Annotated in this window: 16 protein-coding genes; 3 read left to right on the top strand and 13 right to left on the bottom strand. The window is 51.4% G+C overall.

Features of this window, described 5'->3' with window-relative positions:
* Positions 1 to 39 precede the first annotated feature (39 nt).
* The 8 genes from JMI88_RS01515 to JMI88_RS01550 form a co-directional block, all read right to left on the bottom strand.
* Positions 40 to 1,890: an AAA family ATPase gene (locus JMI88_RS01515; RefSeq protein ID WP_201359985.1), complete on the bottom strand. Its 1,851-nt coding sequence runs from the start codon at positions 1,888 to 1,890 to the stop codon at positions 40 to 42.
* 78 nt (positions 1,891 to 1,968) lie between these two features.
* Entirely contained in the window at positions 1,969 to 2,265 is a 297-nt protein-coding gene (locus JMI88_RS01520; protein ID WP_201359986.1) for a hypothetical protein, read from the bottom strand.
* 3 nt (positions 2,266 to 2,268) lie between these two features.
* Positions 2,269 to 2,514, bottom strand: a complete 246-nt coding sequence (locus JMI88_RS01525) for a hypothetical protein (protein ID WP_201359987.1) — start codon at positions 2,512 to 2,514, stop codon at positions 2,269 to 2,271.
* Entirely contained in the window at positions 2,504 to 2,983 is a 480-nt protein-coding gene (locus tag JMI88_RS01530; protein WP_201359988.1) for a hypothetical protein, read from the bottom strand. Before JMI88_RS01530 ends, JMI88_RS01525 begins: the two co-directional genes overlap by 11 nt.
* Before the next feature lie 294 nt (positions 2,984 to 3,277).
* The gene (locus JMI88_RS01535) at positions 3,278 to 3,481 is read right to left on the bottom strand and encodes a helix-turn-helix domain-containing protein (protein WP_201359989.1); all 204 of its coding nucleotides are present in this window, start codon (positions 3,479 to 3,481) and stop codon (positions 3,278 to 3,280) included.
* A gap of 293 nt (positions 3,482 to 3,774) precedes the next feature.
* Positions 3,775 to 4,260, bottom strand: a complete 486-nt coding sequence (locus tag JMI88_RS01540; protein WP_201359990.1) for a hypothetical protein — start codon at positions 4,258 to 4,260, stop codon at positions 3,775 to 3,777.
* 79 nt (positions 4,261 to 4,339) lie between these two features.
* Positions 4,340 to 4,834, bottom strand: coding sequence for a hypothetical protein (locus JMI88_RS01545; RefSeq protein ID WP_201359991.1), 495 nt, complete (start codon positions 4,832 to 4,834; stop codon positions 4,340 to 4,342).
* Positions 4,835 to 4,992: 158 nt separating this feature from the next.
* Entirely contained in the window at positions 4,993 to 6,612 is a 1,620-nt protein-coding gene (locus JMI88_RS01550) for an FAD-dependent oxidoreductase (protein WP_201359992.1), read from the bottom strand.
* Positions 6,613 to 6,622: 10 nt separating this feature from the next.
* Between JMI88_RS01550 and JMI88_RS01555 the strand changes: the two genes are divergently transcribed.
* The gene (locus JMI88_RS01555; RefSeq protein ID WP_201359993.1) at positions 6,623 to 6,916 is read left to right on the top strand and encodes a hypothetical protein; all 294 of its coding nucleotides are present in this window, start codon (positions 6,623 to 6,625) and stop codon (positions 6,914 to 6,916) included.
* Here JMI88_RS01555 and JMI88_RS01560 read toward each other — a convergent pair.
* The 4 genes from JMI88_RS01560 to JMI88_RS01575 all read right to left on the bottom strand — a co-directional run bounded on the left by JMI88_RS01560 (position 6,913) and on the right by JMI88_RS01575 (position 11,836).
* Positions 6,913 to 7,305, bottom strand: a complete 393-nt coding sequence (locus tag JMI88_RS01560; RefSeq protein WP_201359994.1) for a hypothetical protein — start codon at positions 7,303 to 7,305, stop codon at positions 6,913 to 6,915. The genes JMI88_RS01555 and JMI88_RS01560 overlap by 4 nt on opposite strands.
* Positions 7,306 to 7,398: 93 nt before the next feature.
* Positions 7,399 to 8,430 (bottom strand): bifunctional DNA primase/polymerase, encoded by a 1,032-nt coding sequence (locus JMI88_RS01565; protein WP_201359995.1) that lies wholly within the window; start codon positions 8,428 to 8,430, stop codon positions 7,399 to 7,401.
* Between the two features lie 209 nt (positions 8,431 to 8,639).
* Positions 8,640 to 9,641 carry a PP2C family protein-serine/threonine phosphatase gene (locus JMI88_RS01570; protein WP_201359996.1) on the bottom strand — a complete coding sequence of 334 codons (1,002 nt, stop codon included), beginning with the start codon at positions 9,639 to 9,641 and terminating at the stop codon, positions 8,640 to 8,642.
* A 1,382-nt stretch (positions 9,642 to 11,023) separates the two neighbouring features.
* Entirely contained in the window at positions 11,024 to 11,836 is an 813-nt protein-coding gene (locus JMI88_RS01575) for a hypothetical protein (RefSeq protein WP_201359997.1), read from the bottom strand.
* Between the two features lie 748 nt (positions 11,837 to 12,584).
* On the opposite strand from JMI88_RS01575, the gene JMI88_RS01580 reads away from it, so the two are divergent.
* Together JMI88_RS01580 and JMI88_RS01585 are read left to right on the top strand one after the other, a co-directional pair.
* Positions 12,585 to 12,923, top strand: coding sequence for a hypothetical protein (locus JMI88_RS01580; protein WP_201359998.1), 339 nt, complete (start codon positions 12,585 to 12,587; stop codon positions 12,921 to 12,923).
* 12 nt (positions 12,924 to 12,935) lie between these two features.
* The gene (locus JMI88_RS01585) at positions 12,936 to 16,076 is read left to right on the top strand and encodes a VWA domain-containing protein (RefSeq protein WP_201359999.1); all 3,141 of its coding nucleotides are present in this window, start codon (positions 12,936 to 12,938) and stop codon (positions 16,074 to 16,076) included.
* 492 nt (positions 16,077 to 16,568) lie between these two features.
* Here the strand turns inward: JMI88_RS01585 and JMI88_RS01590 are convergent.
* A protein-coding gene (locus JMI88_RS01590; RefSeq protein ID WP_201360000.1) for an IS3 family transposase occupies positions 16,569 to 17,734 on the bottom strand; the annotation gives its coding sequence in 2 pieces (ribosomal slippage) (positions 16,569 to 17,695 and positions 17,695 to 17,734; 1,167 coding nt in all).
* Between the last annotated feature and the right edge of the window lie 196 nt (positions 17,735 to 17,930).

A 17,930-nucleotide genomic window follows, 5' to 3' on the forward strand; every position in this document is an offset into this window, starting at 1 on the left:
CACAACAATACATGTACATTGTTCAATTATGGAAAAGCACTACATGCGACGCGACGAACGCGCTTCTGAAAGGGAGGTGACAGGTCCTGCAGCCTGCTCATTTCCCGAGACGCCAGCACGTCGGCGTTCCCGTTCCTGAGCAGCCATGCCAGGAGGTAAAAAGCGGAGATTATTGCAAGCCTCGCGTGCCCGACGGGTGAAGGATTCAACAAGCGTCAACGTGACAGGTCGAACGTTTTCCAGCGCATCTTGAGCATCTTGCACGCTGATAGTCGAGCGCCCATTCCAACGAGCAAGTAAACGCGCCTCTTTCACCAGTGCCTCCAGATCTGCAGCGCTATAATTGTGCGTTTGCCCGGCAAGCAGCTCAATGGCCTCCGGCTCGAAGGTCGCCTCTTGCAGGCGAGCCTGTACCATCAGCATGCTTCGGCGCGCGTCCGGGTCAGGACATAGCACCGGAAACACGACATCAAAACGACCCGGTCGAAGCAGTGCCGCATCCAGCAACTCGGGATGATTGGTCGCACCCACCACGATGACCCGACCGCGTAAGGACTCATCTCCCATAAATTGCAGGAGCGCCCCAAACAGATTGGCAGCCACCGGGCTCCCCGAGGTATTGCCGCGCTGGGAGACCAGCGTTTGATCAATTTCATCGATAAAAAGGATGGTTGGGGCAAGGCTCCGTGCCACATCAAACAGCTCCTGCAGATTGCGTTCAGAGGTGCCAACGATCCCTCCCAGAATATTGGCCATGCGCAGAGCAAGCGCGTTATACCCAAGTTCCTTCGCCGCAGCCTCCACATAGCGCGTTTTTCCATTCCCAGGAGGACCTACCAGCAAAATGCCTTTCGGCACATCCCGACGCCATCCCTGCCGCAGGGGAGCCATCACTTCCGCGCGGGTAAACTCGATCAACTGCTCCATGCCTCCAAGGCCTGCGAACCCTTCGGGCAAGGGATCGAGCATCACAATGGCCTCGCTATACTGCTGGCGAATAATCGCATCTTTGCGCGTCTTGACGAGCAGACGCGTGACTCCTGCTGTCTCGCCGTCACGTCCACTGGTCGCCCCTAACAGCAAGATATCTTCGACCTGTCGCAGGTCCAGCCCCGCCGTATTACGAGCAAGATCCTCCATTGTCAGGTCAACCAGCGCAATCGGATCCTCTCGGCGGTGCTCTTCAAGGTACCAGCGGATATAGGACAGGCGCGTCTGCTCATCGGGCAACGACTCTTCGATCACTTTATAGCCACTGCTACTCGTGCGTAAGTCGGGATGCAGATCGCTCAGTCGAGGCGTCAGTAGAAACACCGGGTTATCCTGCTTCCCCAGGCTACTATCCAATCCCCAGTACTGAAGTGTGGCCAGAACCGACAGTTGATCATCTCTCATCACTGCCTTACTGGTTGCTGGACAGATGAGATCGGCGCCATCTAGAATGACGGCCACACGCCCTCTCATTTCCGGCCCCCCGGCGCGAAGCAGCGCTTCTAAAATGGCCAGAGCTTCCCGTGGCCGACGCGCACCACTGAAGACATCACTTGCTAGCGCCGTGCGACTAGAAAGGCCAGCGGCATCTAACGCCGCCGAAAGATCATCGTCAGAGGTGGGCACCGTCCAGTCAGGGCCCAGGAGTGCCAGAGCCTCGGTACGCATCGAGGGCAGCGGGAATGTGATCCCGATGGCACGGTGATAATACGCGATGATAGTCCGGCGCTCGGTATGCAGGATACCCTGCATGAAGCGCAATTGTGATGCCCCCCGCAAAGAGGTGACCCCATGGACATCGCCATAGAGAATGAAGCAGTGGCCTGCGCCTGCGCCAAAGAGCGTACTAAATTCACGATACCAGGCGGGCAGTGCCTCCTGCATCTGCTGATCCATCATGATTCTCTCCTTCAACACAAAAATGGGAAGATGGCTTGTGGCCATCTTCCCGCTACACGCATAGTTCTCTATACCCTGTCAGGGACAAACGTAGGCCTGACACTCAGTCATGACGATACCCAGTGCTTCGAGCAGAGCAAAGTATCGATCACGATCAAAATCAAGATCCTTGTCGCCATCGGCGTCCCATGCTCGATCAGGGCGCCCCTGTTCCCACAGCACACAGTGTTCACAGGTGCCAATTTTGTAGGAGGCATCGGCGTCGATCGAGACATGAAGCACTGGGGCTCGTACCGCCTCCCTTAGCGTGTCATCTCCACCGATAATGCCCGACCATTCCGATGGCAGGTGGAGAGAAAATTCTGGTGCGGTCATCGCTTATCCCTCCACGTGTGCTTCTTGATCGGTCTCAAATGCAGCATTGAGTTCCTGCAGTAAGCCCTCTGCGCCCAGCAGTTCTGGCTTGGGAGTCATGGCCGTTTGCTCAGGTTGCACGCCAAACTGAGCCAGCAGGGTATGCATCTGTTTCCCTGCAGCCAGACAGTCGGCGCCAGAAAAGTTGCTGAAATCGGTGGTGTACGACCCATCCTCCTTTACGGTGATATGAATTGTTTTAGGCTGCATAGATTCCTCCTGTAATCGTAATCTGATCATCCATCTGCTGGGTGCTCACCTGGTAGTTCATCTGCTTGAGTACCGCCATGTGGGCAAGAGCCGTGTATTTTTGGACAATCACCTGCTGCACCTGCTGATAGAAGTGCTCATCCACAGCCCAGGGATCCCCCAGGAACTTCAGCGCGCCCGTTTCATCGATGACCAACCCGATGCCACGCGGCAACGCTTCTCCTCTCGGCTTCCCAGGCCGTATCGGAATATGGAGGGCCAGCCCGGTATTTGCCGGTTGTTCTACTCCATAATAGGTGTAGTAGGAGGACCGGACCTCGCCATCGTACTGCTTCGCGGTCAACACCACTGCCTGGTGAAGAAGCTTCATACAGGGATGCTGTGCCGCAGCAGACACATCGCCTTGCTGGAGCAATGGCGGCAGTCCATTGAATACGAGATGTGTTTTTCCTTCTTCAATATGGCTCATGATTCTTTCACTCCTTGTGTGTGAATGCGATGCACACATGTCTCACCAATACAAAAAGCGCAGCATGAGCTGCGCCAAGAAAAAGCAACGAGCACGATGTGGAGGGGCACGAGGCCACGCCAGAAACTGACCAAAAACCTTCATCATGAGAGAACCTCACTCATAGGAGTCAGAGGAATACAATCGTGGAGAGAACAGCGCTGCGACCAGACGGTTCGACAGACGAACCGGGCATTGCATGGCTGAGGACAAACAGTTCAACTCTTGAGAAGAGAAATGGGAGCGTCTGGCTATTTATTGAAGGGGAGTTCCTGACGCTAGCAATGCATTGAGTGTTGACTGCTTGATTCGATACGCCTGCCGTTTCCCTACATGTGGGAGGGAAACCGCTTCCAGAGTACCGAACTTAATCCAACGCCGCACCGTCGTGTCGTCGACGCGTAGTTGGGCCGCAACTTCCTGAACAGTTAATAATGTATCTTCATGAGGATTCGACATGGGTTCCTTCTCCTTTTTTCCGTAAAAACAGTGTGTGACGAACCATCTTTATCATGGGACAGCGTAGAATGAATGAACAGTGAGTTGCCCGACCGTTTCTCACACAAAAACAGGCAAGGGAATATGTAAGTGTGTGTGGGAGGGCTCCGAATCAACGGCAGGAAATGCTTTCCATGCATCGTGGCTGACCTTTCAAAGGCAAAAATGGGCTTGCTGTACGATGAAGAGTTGCGCGTGGGATTGAGAGATCAGGGCAAGCGAAAGGCATGCATATAGGGGGTCGAAAAAAGGGATCATCTATGAGGAACTTTTCGCTGCTTCAATGTTGGGCGTATACGAGCATACCAACAATGCAGACAGATGCCTACCAGTGCTATGACCAGAAAAAGCACCGCCAGAGCAATCTCTACTGCATTGTTGAGCACCTCGTCGGTAAGGGACGGCAACGTGATGAAATGCCAGGTGAACAGCGTCTCGAGCACCACGCGAAACACGTCGATGAGATGAGGGCGCATACCTTGCAGGGAAAGGAGGCGAAGCACCTCAGTTCCCCATTCTTTTCCAGTATCTGCAAGGCGTCCCTGTTTGCCTTTCTGGCGTATCAACGCCTCTGTGATACTGCTTGCGGCACCAACACCCAAGACATCCAGAATCTCTTGCAAATGAAGGAGCGTGGCCGGTTTGAGTTCCAGTTGTCTCCACATTTCCTGAAGTTCTTTTTTTGCCTCACTCTTATGCTGAGGAAACCCACGCATCTGGCTGGTTGATTTTCGAGACATGTGATCCTCCTAGTCCTGGCGTTTGAGAAAGACAGCACATGAAAAACGCAGAAGAACAGCAGTGCGATGAGGGAAAGGTCTATTTATGGGGCGGCACGTTCACACTCTGTCCATACTTTGATGCCTGATGATGGTGATAGGCCAGCAGCAAACAACAAAACACGAGCAAGACACTGAGCGCCAGCACACAGGCAGCCATAGAGTTCAGCAAGAACGGCCCCTGCACAAAGGACCAGGTCAGACAAGCATCGATCAGAAGCCGACCCGTCTCAAGAATATGCTGGCATCCCTCTTCTAAAAATGTCAGCCGGAGTTCCTCGCTGATCCACCCCCAGACAGATCGGATCACCTTTTGCTCCTCATGTTGCAGTTCTAAGTCTAGAGCCGTCGTCGCAGCCAGAGCAAGTCCCACTCCTTCAGCCTGCAGCAGATGCTCAAGATGATCTCTAGTCTGTGGGAGCAGTTTCAAGGAATGCCACCGGGCTTCTAGATCCTGCGCCGAAATGGCCGGATCACGTTTCGTAGGATGGGAACGACGATGATGCGAAGCATGGGTTGAATGCTTTCGAGACATATGGATCCTCCATATTCTGCTTGCTTGACTAGTGCAAGCGTCCTTTTCGAATACTGGATATGTAGGGGAACAACCTGAAAAACAGGTGAAAAAAAAGCGTAGAGACTGGAAGCGTTGCGGCACATGGCATAGGGAAGAGGAATGGTAGGCAGTGAGAGTTAGCGAAGTGAGCCCAGATAGTGATGAATCAACGACACAGCAACCGCGCCATCACCGGTAGCGCTGGCAACGCGCTTTATGGACGCTGCCCGCACGTCTCCAACGGCAAAGATGCCAGGAATGCTAGTTTCCAGGAGGAGCGGATCGCGATCAAGCGACCATTGATCCCCTTTGGCCTGCGGGCCTGTCAACACAAAACCAGCCTGATCCCTTAGAAATGCATCAGGCAGCCAAGATGTGGAGGGGGTGGCTCCAATAAAAATGAACAGAGCGGCAGCCTCAACGAGCCGTTCGGTCCCTGTAGTATTCTCACGCAAACGGAGGTGCTCGAGGTGCTCCTCGCCGAAACAACTGGCAACTTCCGTATGTGTTTCAACTGTAATATTGTCCCTGAGCGCAATTTCCTGCAGCAAGTAGGACGACATACTCTCTTCCAGCGATGCCCCGCGCACAAGTAGGGTGACGTGCTGCGCATAATCGGCAAAGTAGAGTGCTGCCTGCCCCGCCGAATTGGCCCCACCGACAACGAAGACCTGTCGGCCCTGACAGGCAGCAGCCTCGGTCATCGCAGCGCCATAATACACGCCACTGCCCGTCAATCGATCCAGGTCAGGCACCGCAAGCGTGCGATAGGACACACCGGTTGCCAGGACAAGCGCATAGCATCCAAGCTCACTGCCATCAGCAAGCGTGACATAGCGATAGGGGTCGGCCACCCGCATCCCAACGACCTCTTGCGGAGAAAGCATATGCGCTCCCAGACGCGCCGCCTGGGCACTTCCACGTATGGCAAGCTCGGCTCCCGGTAGACCAATCGGAAATCCCAGGTAATTTTCAATACGAGAGCTCATGCCAGCCTGACCACCCGGCACATCCCGTTCGATCACCGCGGTACGCAATCCTTCCGATGCACCGTACACAGCCGACGCAAGACCAGCGGGGCCGGCGCCAATGATGATCAAATCGTAAAATGGGATCTCGCTGTGCATTGTCAATCCCAGTTTCTCCGCAAGCTGGGCCAGCGTCGGTTGAGAGAGCACCGATCCATCAGAAAATTGGAGTATGGGAAATTGGAGAGGCGCACCACCATGCTCTACCATTTGCCGCGCTTCTGAATGTGTTTCAAGATCGACCCATTGAAAAGGGATCGCATGGCGAGCAAGGAAGTCTTTGACCTGATGAGAGGCCGCCGACCAGCGATGGCCGGTGACGCGAATCCCATGAAAAAGTGGCGAGCAGGCCACGTCACGCTCCTGGCTAAGCAGCGCATCAAGGACAGGGAAGAAAAAATCTTCTGGCGGCACACAGGTGCTCAGAAGAGCATCAACTTTCACGTGCAGGACACCCAACGATTCCGGCGCCTGTTGATCTGTGACCAGCAGACATTTTGCGGTTGGCACATGGTGTTTGGCCTGTTCTAAGAAGGTGACGCCAGCCATATCTGGCAGATGTTGATCCACCATCAAGAGAACAACGGGAACCTGCAATTGCCTCAGGGACAGAAGCATGTCTAGCGCCTGGTCGCCGCGCTGGCATTGAATCACCTGATACTCGCGATAGCGTGAAGCAAGGTCGAGTGGAGAGAACGTCTTTCCAACGGTAAAGAAAACCTGTTGCATTAGAGCCTCCTTGAAGTGGTATGGAACTACCTATCGTTTTTTCAATAAAAAGGCTGCTTACACCACTGCGCCAGGCACAGAGGACGCAAGCAGCTTAAAAAATGAAACAGCAGCATACGAGAAACAGAACAACGAAGCGAGAATAAAGGAGGATGCTGGGAAAGTAGGAACCATCGCAGTGCTTGAAGAAGAGAACCATGCGGCAGAGGGAAAACGAAGAAGGGGGAGAGAAAACACGCTGATTGACGTTCACCTTGTGAACAGAAAGCGCATGCTCATGCTGTCATTTTTGATAAGCGATTAGGCGCTTTCTTCTGATACAAGCGAGCGAACCTGCAGCATGCGAACATCTAGGATCGTGAAAATCTCAACGATTTGATGCCACACAGGGCCATGAACGGTTGAGGGACCATCGCAGAGGATGATGGCATCAAAGCGGGTAAAGAACGGCTGCGTCATATCAACACCAATCTGCGTCTGAATATCAAACACGCTGGCGATACAGATCCGGGTCTCCTGAGCACACTGGGGCAACGATGTGGCGGGAAACTGCTCTGAAAGCGTGTGACCATCGAGCGATTGGTGTTCCCACGCTTCCAGTACCCTGGCTTTGAGTTTTGGATCGACCAGCAACAAGACGTGGTCGTAGTGTTCATCGCGCAGGATCTGCACGATTGACATTATGGTTTCCATGAATCTGGCTTCTTTCTGTGAAGAGAGGGATAACAATGGACACAACAGCTGCTGGCTGCAGCATCCATTGGCATCCACTACAACATGTAACTACTAGAAGGAAGGAGTGTCAAAAGGGGAGAGAGATGGTTCCTCTTCGATATATCCTTGTGCCGCGAGCGCTCTGGTTGCTATCGAAAAGTTCCCACCATGTTCCAGAAAGGTATAGGCAGCAAATTTACTGATGCCAACGCGTGGTTCAAAGAGCGTTGAGGTAGAGAAGACATAAAGGTACCCACTACCCTGATAGTTGGTGGTGGCACTGATCCCACTGGTTTTCCCCGGCCGGCGCCAGAAATCCTCTTTCCCAATGGTGCGCACCCATGTCCAACCGTGCGGCACTAAAATGTCTGACCATCTCGCCTGTTCATTGAAGATGGTACCAGGCTGACGCCTCTTGGTACGTTGTCTGGATTGCTTCTGTGGTCGCGGTCCTTTTTGGGAAGAGTTTCTGTGAGACGGTAGCATCTCGTCAAGGGTGCGAGCAACAGCGAGCAACAACGTACGATCATCAGGGTCAATGGTTTGAATAGTGGTCAGATGTCCACGCTGGACAACATACGGCAGACCGCTGGGGTGCACGTCTCCATGAGAGGGGGCACCAATACTATAGCCACCTTCCCCTCTCGTTTCAATCAAGCTGACAACATAGGGAGGCTCGTTAATTGGGCGCTGAGCCACCTTTATATTGCCCTCAATCAGCAATGGAGAACGATAGTAGAGGTGAATGCCTTTTGGGGACCGTTCTGTGTATCCCCGTTCGATCCGCTCCAGGAGCCCATCCAATCCTTCTATCCGCATCCGCTCAGCAAATCGCTGATAGATGAGATAATCATCAAAATCGAGCATCTCCAGACCGCCGCTCACCTGCCCGGTGATAAACGCAATACCATGATCGTGGTCATAAAACCACTGCCGTGCATGGCTACGGGTGGGCCGCTCTTGTTGAAATGCTTTCCACCTGACTGCCGGGCTTTTGGTTCCATCGGCCATGATGGGAATACAACTGATGCCCGTACGGAGCGCGACCAACGCCGTCTGGTACACGCTCAGAGATGAAAAGGACGGTGATGATGCACGCGTCATCAATGCCGCTGCTCCCTTGAAACGTTGCATGCAGGCACAGCGAAATGCGCCCAATTGAGAACATCCATCCGCATATGCCGATAAAAATTCCGCCTCTTTTAAACCATTCGAAAAAAGAGCGCGGGAGAAACAATCATAAGGATCATACTTCTGCATTATACGTGACTGGCCACTAGAGCTTCAAGAGAAGATACTATGGCCATCCTTTCTCACACTCCAGCTGGTTGAGTGCCGTCACAGATAGGCTCAAGCCGTGTTGTGTCCATTGCACTGATATCGGTGTGTGGGCGTAATTGCACAACAACACAGGCGATGTTATCTGTCCCACCGCCCTCGTTAGCTATTTGCACAAGCCAGCTCGTCATAACAGAGGCACGAGCCCAGGACGTAGCCAGAACCGCTTCAATTCTGTCATCGCGAGTCATCTCCCACAACCCATCACTGCAGAGCAAGAAGGTTTCGTCATCATGGAGGGAAAGCACAAACGTATCAACGTCGACCCGGGGCCTGATACCGAGAGAGCGCGTGATCTGGTTACGCTGCGGATGCGTGTAGATCTCCTCTGCTCGAAGAACGCCTTCGGAAACCAGGTGGGCAACAAGAGAATGGTCATGAGTAATCTTCTGAAGTGAGTGATGATAGAGGTATGTGCGACTATCACCAACGTTGGCGATGTAGGCCACATGATCCAGGAGCAAAAGCGCGGTCACCGTGGTGCCCATATGCCGCATTTGCGAGGTACTGACGGCAACGCCATCGGCAATTCGTTCTTGATCCAGACACAGATTGCGAAGGTAAATGGATCGATTTGCCTGCTGAATACTCTCAACAAGCACCCGTTCCCAGGAAGGAGGAACCGCATCGCTTTCCAGGTGCGCAAGCAGGTCTTCGAGCATCGTTTGAAGGGCAAGGTGAGCTGCTTCCTGTCCACGAGCGTGACCACCCATACCATCACAAACCACAAACAGGCCAAAGGACTCCTGAGACGGTCGGACGCCCTGCACCACAAGCACGCAATCCTCATTCCGGTCGCGTACACGGCCAGGATGCAATCCAATACTGACATCACACCGGGATCCATCTGTTGGAGCACATGCTCCACGCTGCGCGCGATTGATCGCGTAGTCAACCAGAAATTGGGCATGCTGATATTGTCGATTTGCAAGTGCAGCATGAATGGTGTGGAGAAACAACCGCATATCGACGGCCATACCACGTCCTTTCTGCGATACCCCCGAGTCAGAGTATCACTGGACATCAACAAGAAACGCCTCCTATCGTGCTGAAAAAAGCACAAAAAGCCCTCCTGGGTAAGCTCGCTTTCATACAAACGGCGCATTGTCGTGCAGAACGGCTGATGACTTTTTCTACCATCGTGAGTACGCTCACATCAGCACAACACGAATCGCCACCAGCAAAAGAGCTTTTTTTCTGTATCCAGAAGGCGCATCGAAGACACAAACAGTGAAACGATAGGCGTAAGCAACAACATCCAGAGAAGAGCTTTAACACGACGATATACAATACGTAGCGAGACTTTACGCCACCTATAATGAAACATCCTACTGAGATTGCGCCCTACTCTTTTTGCCTACAAGGTGAAAGCGCTACGAGAAACACTAAGTTTTTGCTGACCGTCAGGAGAGTTCTTCCATCGCAATGATGAAGGCCCTGCAATCCGTCTTTCAGCTCATGATCAACGAACAGAACTCTGTTGCTGTGATCATGGGTGTATAGTTGACATCCTCGTGTGAACGTATCAAAGCGAGGGAAAACAACTATACGAGGTGGCAGTGCTGCCAGGTGCAGATGGTGTATCTGCTTTTCTTTTTTCTATTCACTTCAATCATACAAAACAGCCCCATAGAGAAGAGGGGCAGCACAGGAGTAGGGGATAGTAGGATAGGTCCAAAACGGCAAATAACCGCTCACCGCTCATCGACAACCACATATATCGCACCTCATTGGCCCTGACGCTCTCCTGAAACGACCCTGCCTTCTTTTCTGCGCTCTATGATCCTCTACAAGCCTGCAAAGCTTGTTGATCCATGGAGCATTGTTCGGCAGATCACCAGTTCACCATCACTTTTCTTTCTCCAGAGACTGTCATACAAAGAGCGCCAGGCTTCTTGGTGAGGAGGTTTAAAACAGAGTACGTGTAGAAACAGTCATACGCGAGGCGTTTGAAATACGGTTTTACAAGAGAGACGAGGGGCATAGCCCGTCAACTCTCTTGTAAGATGTTGAGTACAGGGAGTTCCCCAGGAACAGAGTCACGAATATGAGTAGAGCCACAAACCATGAACAAGCTCGACCAGAACGGGAGCGAACATGATCGACTAACCCATACCGACATCCCTGAGAGGAGAGAAATAGCACACGAGCAAGCTCAACCAGAGGGGGAGCGAACGTGCACATTCTCTCTCCTCTCTATGGATCCGAACTCCATAGAGGCGCCAGATCCACTTCTTCGCATCCGCGAAGCCTGGCCTGGATGCATAGGGCAGGATTAAAAAAGGGACAAGGGAAGAAAACAGCACTACTGCCTCTTCGTGGCCAATACTACAAGAAAGACATACGTATCATCGTGAGATTAGTGATGAGGAAACGCGAAGTAGATCGCGACCAGAATACTAGCAACGAGCAAGAACCAGAGGAACAGGCACCCGATGGTGTTTTTTCCTGTGCTCACAATGGTGTTGGCAAAGGAAGCACGGTCATCCCATCTGGCAAGGGAACGCAGGGCAAGCTGGTGTTCCCTGGTTTCGCGCTCCTGCTGGCTAATGAGCTTTTCACGCTCTTCAAGCTGCCGCTCACGTGTCTTCACGCTCTCCTCATAGTTGTTCGCCCAGTCGCGAGCCATCTGTTGACCTGATTCAAAGATAGCACGGCGCTCTCGCTCACCATCCAACACCGCATCATTCAGGCCACGAACGACCGGGTATGCTGCGTCGAATGCTTGCTCAGCCTCTTTCCGCTTCGCGACAGCTCGCCGCTCATCTTCCTGTTCCCAGAACAGTTGGAGATCAAGAATCATCGTCGAGATCTCTTGCTGCAAATCATATTGAAACGGCTGGTAGAAGTCTTGCCGAATTTGCTTGCCTGCTCCTTTCTCGCGAAGGATAGCAATGGCTTGCTTACGCGACCAGTTTCGTACCGCGGACAAGAGATGTGATCCTGAATTCGCGCGATCACGCCTGGCTGCGTCAAAAGCCTGCGCGAGACGCTGATCTGCCTGCTTCTCATCCGCTTGCAACTGAGCCTCATCAATCGTAGAAGACGCACTACTGATCATTTTCAAAAAGGCCTGTCCACCTTCAAACATGGCAGTCGCAATGAAACTGGTCCAGTCAGGATGTGCACTACGTGCCTGTGCATTGTTGGTGGATGTCGAATGCTGGGTCATGGAAGGTCCCTCTTCTTTCTTCCACACACCGCGCTGCATCTGTTCGACAGGATGTCCATGACGAGGTTCTCACCATCGTCAGAGAAGCAATCCTCCAGATGTCTCTGCGATGGTGAACATACAAACAACAACAAATTCCTTACCCTCTGCAGAAGGGTCACTCGTACTGTACGCAACGCCTGAAGGGAACGCCGGGGAAGGGAACCGAGAAGAGAGGGAGAGGAGAGGCATAAAGAAATAGGCAAAAGTAGTGACATGAAATGGCAATCTGCCGAATCTTGAGGATCGTATCAACACATGTGTGAAGCCGTTCGAGAGAGTATCCCCTTCATTTTTTAGGGAGGCGTATATACTTCTGCCTACGCCACTAAAAACAGCACAATTTCTCCATTCACCAATGATACGCTACATGAAAGAATGTGCACATGCATGGCAGAGAGAAAAGCATGCTCCTCTTGTCATCTCTCCATGAAAATAGGGCAAATTCAGTGTTTTTCTTTTACTGGATACTTTACAAGATTTATGCTACACTCGTCACAGAAAAGTCGAAACAGAGCAACCCTTCTTTAACAAGTTGATGGAAGGAGCGATGGTTTGGCGTTTGCCGCTAGCTTATTGATGAAACTGGTCTGCTCAAAGGCCATCCTCCTCTGACGTAAAAATCCTACTCCAGTACGTTTATCCAGTTAAGTCGAGAGCAAAGCAAGGAAAAGCTGAAACGGATGGCAGGATAGCAAAGGAGCATAATTTGGATCAGCAAACGTACATCATCAATTTTGATAACATCTCGGGTGCAGAAGCAAATATTTATGCCAGCGAATTACGAGACGTTCTCCTCGATACTTCCTCTGATATCGAGGTAGAGAGCAGACGAGATAATCCTCACACACAAGATTTTGGAGCAACATTGGTGCTTATCCTGGGCACACCTGCCATACTCGCGACGGCCAAAGCAGTAGGGGATTGGCTCACACTTCGTCGGAAAACCGGCATTATTATCAAGACAGCCGACGGGGAAATCGTTGCCACAAACCTCACCAGTAAAGATGCGCTAAAATTAGCTGAACTGCTGGTCGCTAAAAAGTGAGATGGAGATAGCATGCTGCAGATAAGTCCATCTCCACAAACAACCCTGGTTATCCTGCTTGGAGCAAGCCAGTGGCCACGCTTTCCTGAACTTCAAAGTTCAAAAGCATTCACAAACTCGGCCAGCCAATTGAAAAAGTATCTACTCAACCCGCGCCAATTCGGGCTTTCACCGGAGAACTTATTAGATCTCTTTGATGTAGACCAGAGTGCGGATGATATTGATAGCGCTATTGGTGACTTCCTTGATCAAAGGATAAAAGCGCTGAAAAGCTCGGGAAGTGCGGCCAGGGACTTGCTCGTGTACTATGTTGGTCATGGGGGATTTGTTGGCTTTCAAGCTGAATACTACCTGGCAATTCGCCGTACTCGCAGCGATAGCCCACGAGCATCCAGTATCGGCATAGCGTCGCTAGCCGATACGCTAAAAGAAAAAACACGACGACTACGGCGCATTCTGATTCTAGACTGCTGTTTTGCCGCCGCCGCCTTCCACTCATTCCAGTCCGCACCCGGTCAGGTGGCCTTCCAACAGGCGGTTGATGCCTTCAAGGAGACCAGCCAGGGAACGGGATATCCCCAGAGAGGAACGACACTATGGTGTTCCTCAGGACCCAAGGTTCCTTCACTGATTTCACAAGACGGCAACCATACGATATTCACGGAGGCGCTCCTAAAGGTCCTCACAACCGGCAATCCACACCAGGCAAACAAATCCTATTTGTCCCTGCGTGACCTTAATATGCTGGCCACGGACCTGCTGGCCGATTCATTGAATGCGCCCCGGCCCCATCTCCATTCTCCCGATCAGAGCGAAGGAGACATTGCAGATATCCCCTTTTTCCCCAATGTCGCACTTCAGCAACCAGGCAATCAACCACTCAAGATAACAACGAATCCGGCACATACACCTGATTCTTTGAACAAGATAGCGGCTAACCCGGTCAATAAACCCGATCCCTGGCAAATGCCAGAACAACACGCCCTGTGGTATCAACCAGGAGGGCTGGCTGCCCCCGAGGAACTGGCAGAGCTTTTCACGACAAAACTTACGCCCAATGATCCGCGTGCTTTAAAGGAAGTTCGCTTAGCGCATATTTTGGAAAAGGAGTCGCTGCCAGCTCCAGGTGGTAGCCAGATTATACACATCTTATTGCAAGCCAAACCAGCCGAATTCCTGGCAGGAATTCGAGCACCCCTCAACGTAGCCATGGTAATTGACCATTCCAGCACAATGAGGGGAGCAAAACTAAAAAATGCCAGAGAAACCGCGAAAAAGATCGTTGATTACCTGGAACCATCAGACTACATCTCTGTGGTTATTTTTGATGATACGGCAGAAGTACTTATTCCTTCAATGCCTTGTAATGACAAACCGGGCATGAAAGCTGCCATTGATCGCATTCAGGATAGAGGTGGCTCAACCATGTCGCTGGGCATAGCTCATGGACTGAGCGAAATGCGCCACTGGAATATCCCCAACGCGGTTAGCCGCATGGTCTTGATCACCGATGGTGTTACTCACGATGATGCTGATCGCTGTCGCCAATTCGCGCGCGATGCAGCGGCAGCTGGCATTTCTATCATTACATTGGGTACTGGATCAGATTGGGATGAAAACCTGTTAGACGAGATCAGCCAACTTAGCGGCGGTCCACCAGCTCAACGTATCCAATCGCCTGAAGATGCGGTAGAATTCCTCAATCAGCAGGTGAAAGACGGCATGGCAACAGTGGTACATAACACAGTGCTAACCTTACGTTCGCCCACAGGTATTACGTTTCGCAAGGCAGTGAAGGCCCTGCCCATCATCCAGGCTGTTGATCCGGTGGCACTATCAGACTACCCGGTGATAATCCCGCTAGGAAACTGGCAACAAGATACGGTACAATATGTACTGCTTGAGCTTATGGTCGAACCATCCTTTATGGGTCACGTCCGTATTGTTCAGGCTGATCTTGCCTATGATATACCCGTTGCAAGTACCTTTAATGCACATATACGAGAGGATATCAGCCTAACCTTCACCGCCGGTCCCAATCAGGGAACGCAGATAAATGCCCCGGTAAGAAATCCAGTTCTGGTAATAAGCAAAGATGACAGTGCAGGAGGTATCTGTAGCCATTGTGGTTACCACAATCGGCCCGGCGCAAAGTTTTGTAGACGGGATGGGCAACCTCTTGTATCCGGATCTTTTGTACCTGGATCTTCAACTCCGAGCCGTCCACCTATTCGAGCCAGACCGGTACAATCGGGATCATCTCCGAGCCGTCCACCTATTCAAGCCAGACCGGTACAATCGGGATCATCTCCACAAGCGCGGCCTATTCGAGCACGTCCGGTAACAACCAATAGTCATACAGGTGGTCAGCAAACGGCGTACGATGAAGGTCTACAACTGCTCAAGGACAAGAATCATTCTGGCGCTATCGCCTATTTTAAGCTGGCACAAAGCCAGGGAGACAGCAGCTATACAACGCTTTATTACCTGGGATATGCCTATCGCCAATATGGTGAAACGCTCAAAGAAAGTGATCAGCCGCTTTTTAAGCAGAATATGAAAATTGCTGCTGAATACTTTGAGGAGGCATCGAAAGTTAAACAGGATACCTCGGAGGCCGCTATTCAACTCGGCCTGTGCTATCGTGATCTAGCACTGTCTACGAAAGCCATCAATGCCTTCAAAAAGGCTCTGACCCTGGCGCCAAAGGATGAGGCCATTTATTATCAGCTTGGGCTGATTGCGCTGGAACAGCACGCATATCGGGAGGCCGAAGCATATCTAACAGATGGCTTAAAGCTCAATCCCAATCATACATTAATGATGATAGCACTGGGGCAAGTGTATTCTGAAACTAAACAGTTACCTGCTGCCATCGGCACGTTGCGGCAGGCAACCCAGCTCGATCCAAACATCTGGCGAGCGTGGTATCATTTAGGCCAGGCTCATATGAAACAAAAGGAGTGGAGTATAGCATTAAGTGCATTGGGAAGAGCATGTATGGTTAACGAAAGTGAAGTGGATATTTATGTTGCAATGGCAACTGCATACCTGAAAATGCACAAACAATCAGAAGCACGCAGGATGATAGAAGATGCATTAAAATATGAGCCAAATAATGCAGATGCCCTGAAGTTACAGAGACAACTTTGATCACTTCAAAGTCGGGGACGTCAAGGTTTTCGCGCTAAAGGATTCAATTAAAGCGTCAAAGACCTGCTCATGATCCTATCCTCATCAACATACTAATGCCTGGAGGTTCTCTGTTTCATCTGCTATGCTTGAAGAATGAGGCTGTTTAATATGTGTAGAGATGCATGGAGGTAGGCAGCCATCGGAACGGGACGGATTGGGACGGATAAAGGGCAGATCGAGAACGCCAACACCGCGTCAGGAGTCGTCACGAGAAAGAAACCAGGCTCAAGATGCTACCCTTCCCTCCTCGCACGCTCTCGTCGCAAATAAAGAATGGACTTGACCCGTTTTTGTAGAGTGCCCAAAGGTGAGAGTTGGGCAAGAGGAACGACGTAAAAACGTAGATGAAACGCATAGAAATAGGTGGTAAAGAGAAATATATGACGTATACGTAACGTCAATATTTCTTCTTTAAAGAGAAAGATAGCACATATATCTCTCTTTGTCAATTTACTCGCTTTTCTCTCGTTCCCCTCCTTCTTCAAAAGTAAGTGGACTGACGTAGCCTAATGCTGAATGAAGCCGTTTCCTATTGTAAAATTCTTCTATGTAGAGAAAAAGGTCTTGCCGAGCCTCAATGCGCGTGGTATAGGACTGACGATCGGCACATTCGGCTTTGAGCGTGGCAAAAAAGGATTCGGCCAGCGCATTATCGTAACAATCGCCTTTGCGACTCATACTGGCCACGATTCCATGCCGCTGCAACTGGGATTGATAGCAGAGACTGGCATATTGCGATCCGCGATCGGAATGATGAATGAGGCCAGGAGCGGGCTTGCGCCAGGTCACAGCCATCTGCAGAGCAGCCAGGACCAATTCTTCCGTGCGCTCATGGCTCATGGACCAGCCTACAACGCGGCGCGAATACACATCAAGCACCGTGGCAAGATACAACCATCCTTCTCGTGTGCCGACGTACGTAAAATCACTGACCCAGACGCGATCTGGCGTCTCAGCGGTAAAATTTCTGTTGAGAAGATTGGCCGCAATGGGAAACGAATGCTCGCTGTTCGTTGTTTGTACGCGGGATCGCCGTCGCCTAGCGCTGATTCCATGCAGACGCATCAAGCGAGCCACACGCTTTCTTCCACACTGCATGCCTTGGTCTCGTAAAGCAACGTGAATGCGTGGACTTCCATAGACGGATCGATGCTCATGAAAAATCTGTTCAATCTCGTGCAGCAGCAGCTCATTGGCCTTGGCTCGCTGACATGTTTCACGTTTGAGCCAGGCATAATAGCCGCTTTCCGAGACCGAAAAGGCCGCACACATCCGTTTGACCGGATAGTCCTGGTGATGCTCAAATATGCATTGGTACTTCATCATGGCTGTTGCGCGAAGATATGCACCGTTTTTTTTTAGAATGTCGCGCTCTTGACGCAGGATTTCATTCTCGCGTTCGAGACGACGCAGTTTTTCTTCCAGCTCTGTTTGATGTCCTTTTCCCGGAAAAGCTTGATTTCCGTGGTGAGCAATACTTTTTCTCCAACTGTGCAGTGCGCTATCTGAAACCCCGAGATCGCGTGCCAGTTGGGCAATACTTTTCCCGCTGGTTTCCATCAGTTGAACCGCTTCTGTTTGAACTCTGTGGTGTACACACGCTGCTTTTTGGCCATTGGACCCTCCTGAGTCGAAGTCTATCACACTTTTCTTCCTCGACTCTACAAAAACGGGGGAAGTCCAGAATGACTACGGTACCGCACCATACAACGATACTCGACACACATAAGGTACACAAGTAGCCACACAAAAGACCATGGCTTATGCGTATCAAATCGAGTTATGTCATTGCAACCAATCAGCCTTCGCCAG

It is taken from the genome of Dictyobacter formicarum (genome assembly GCF_016587435.1).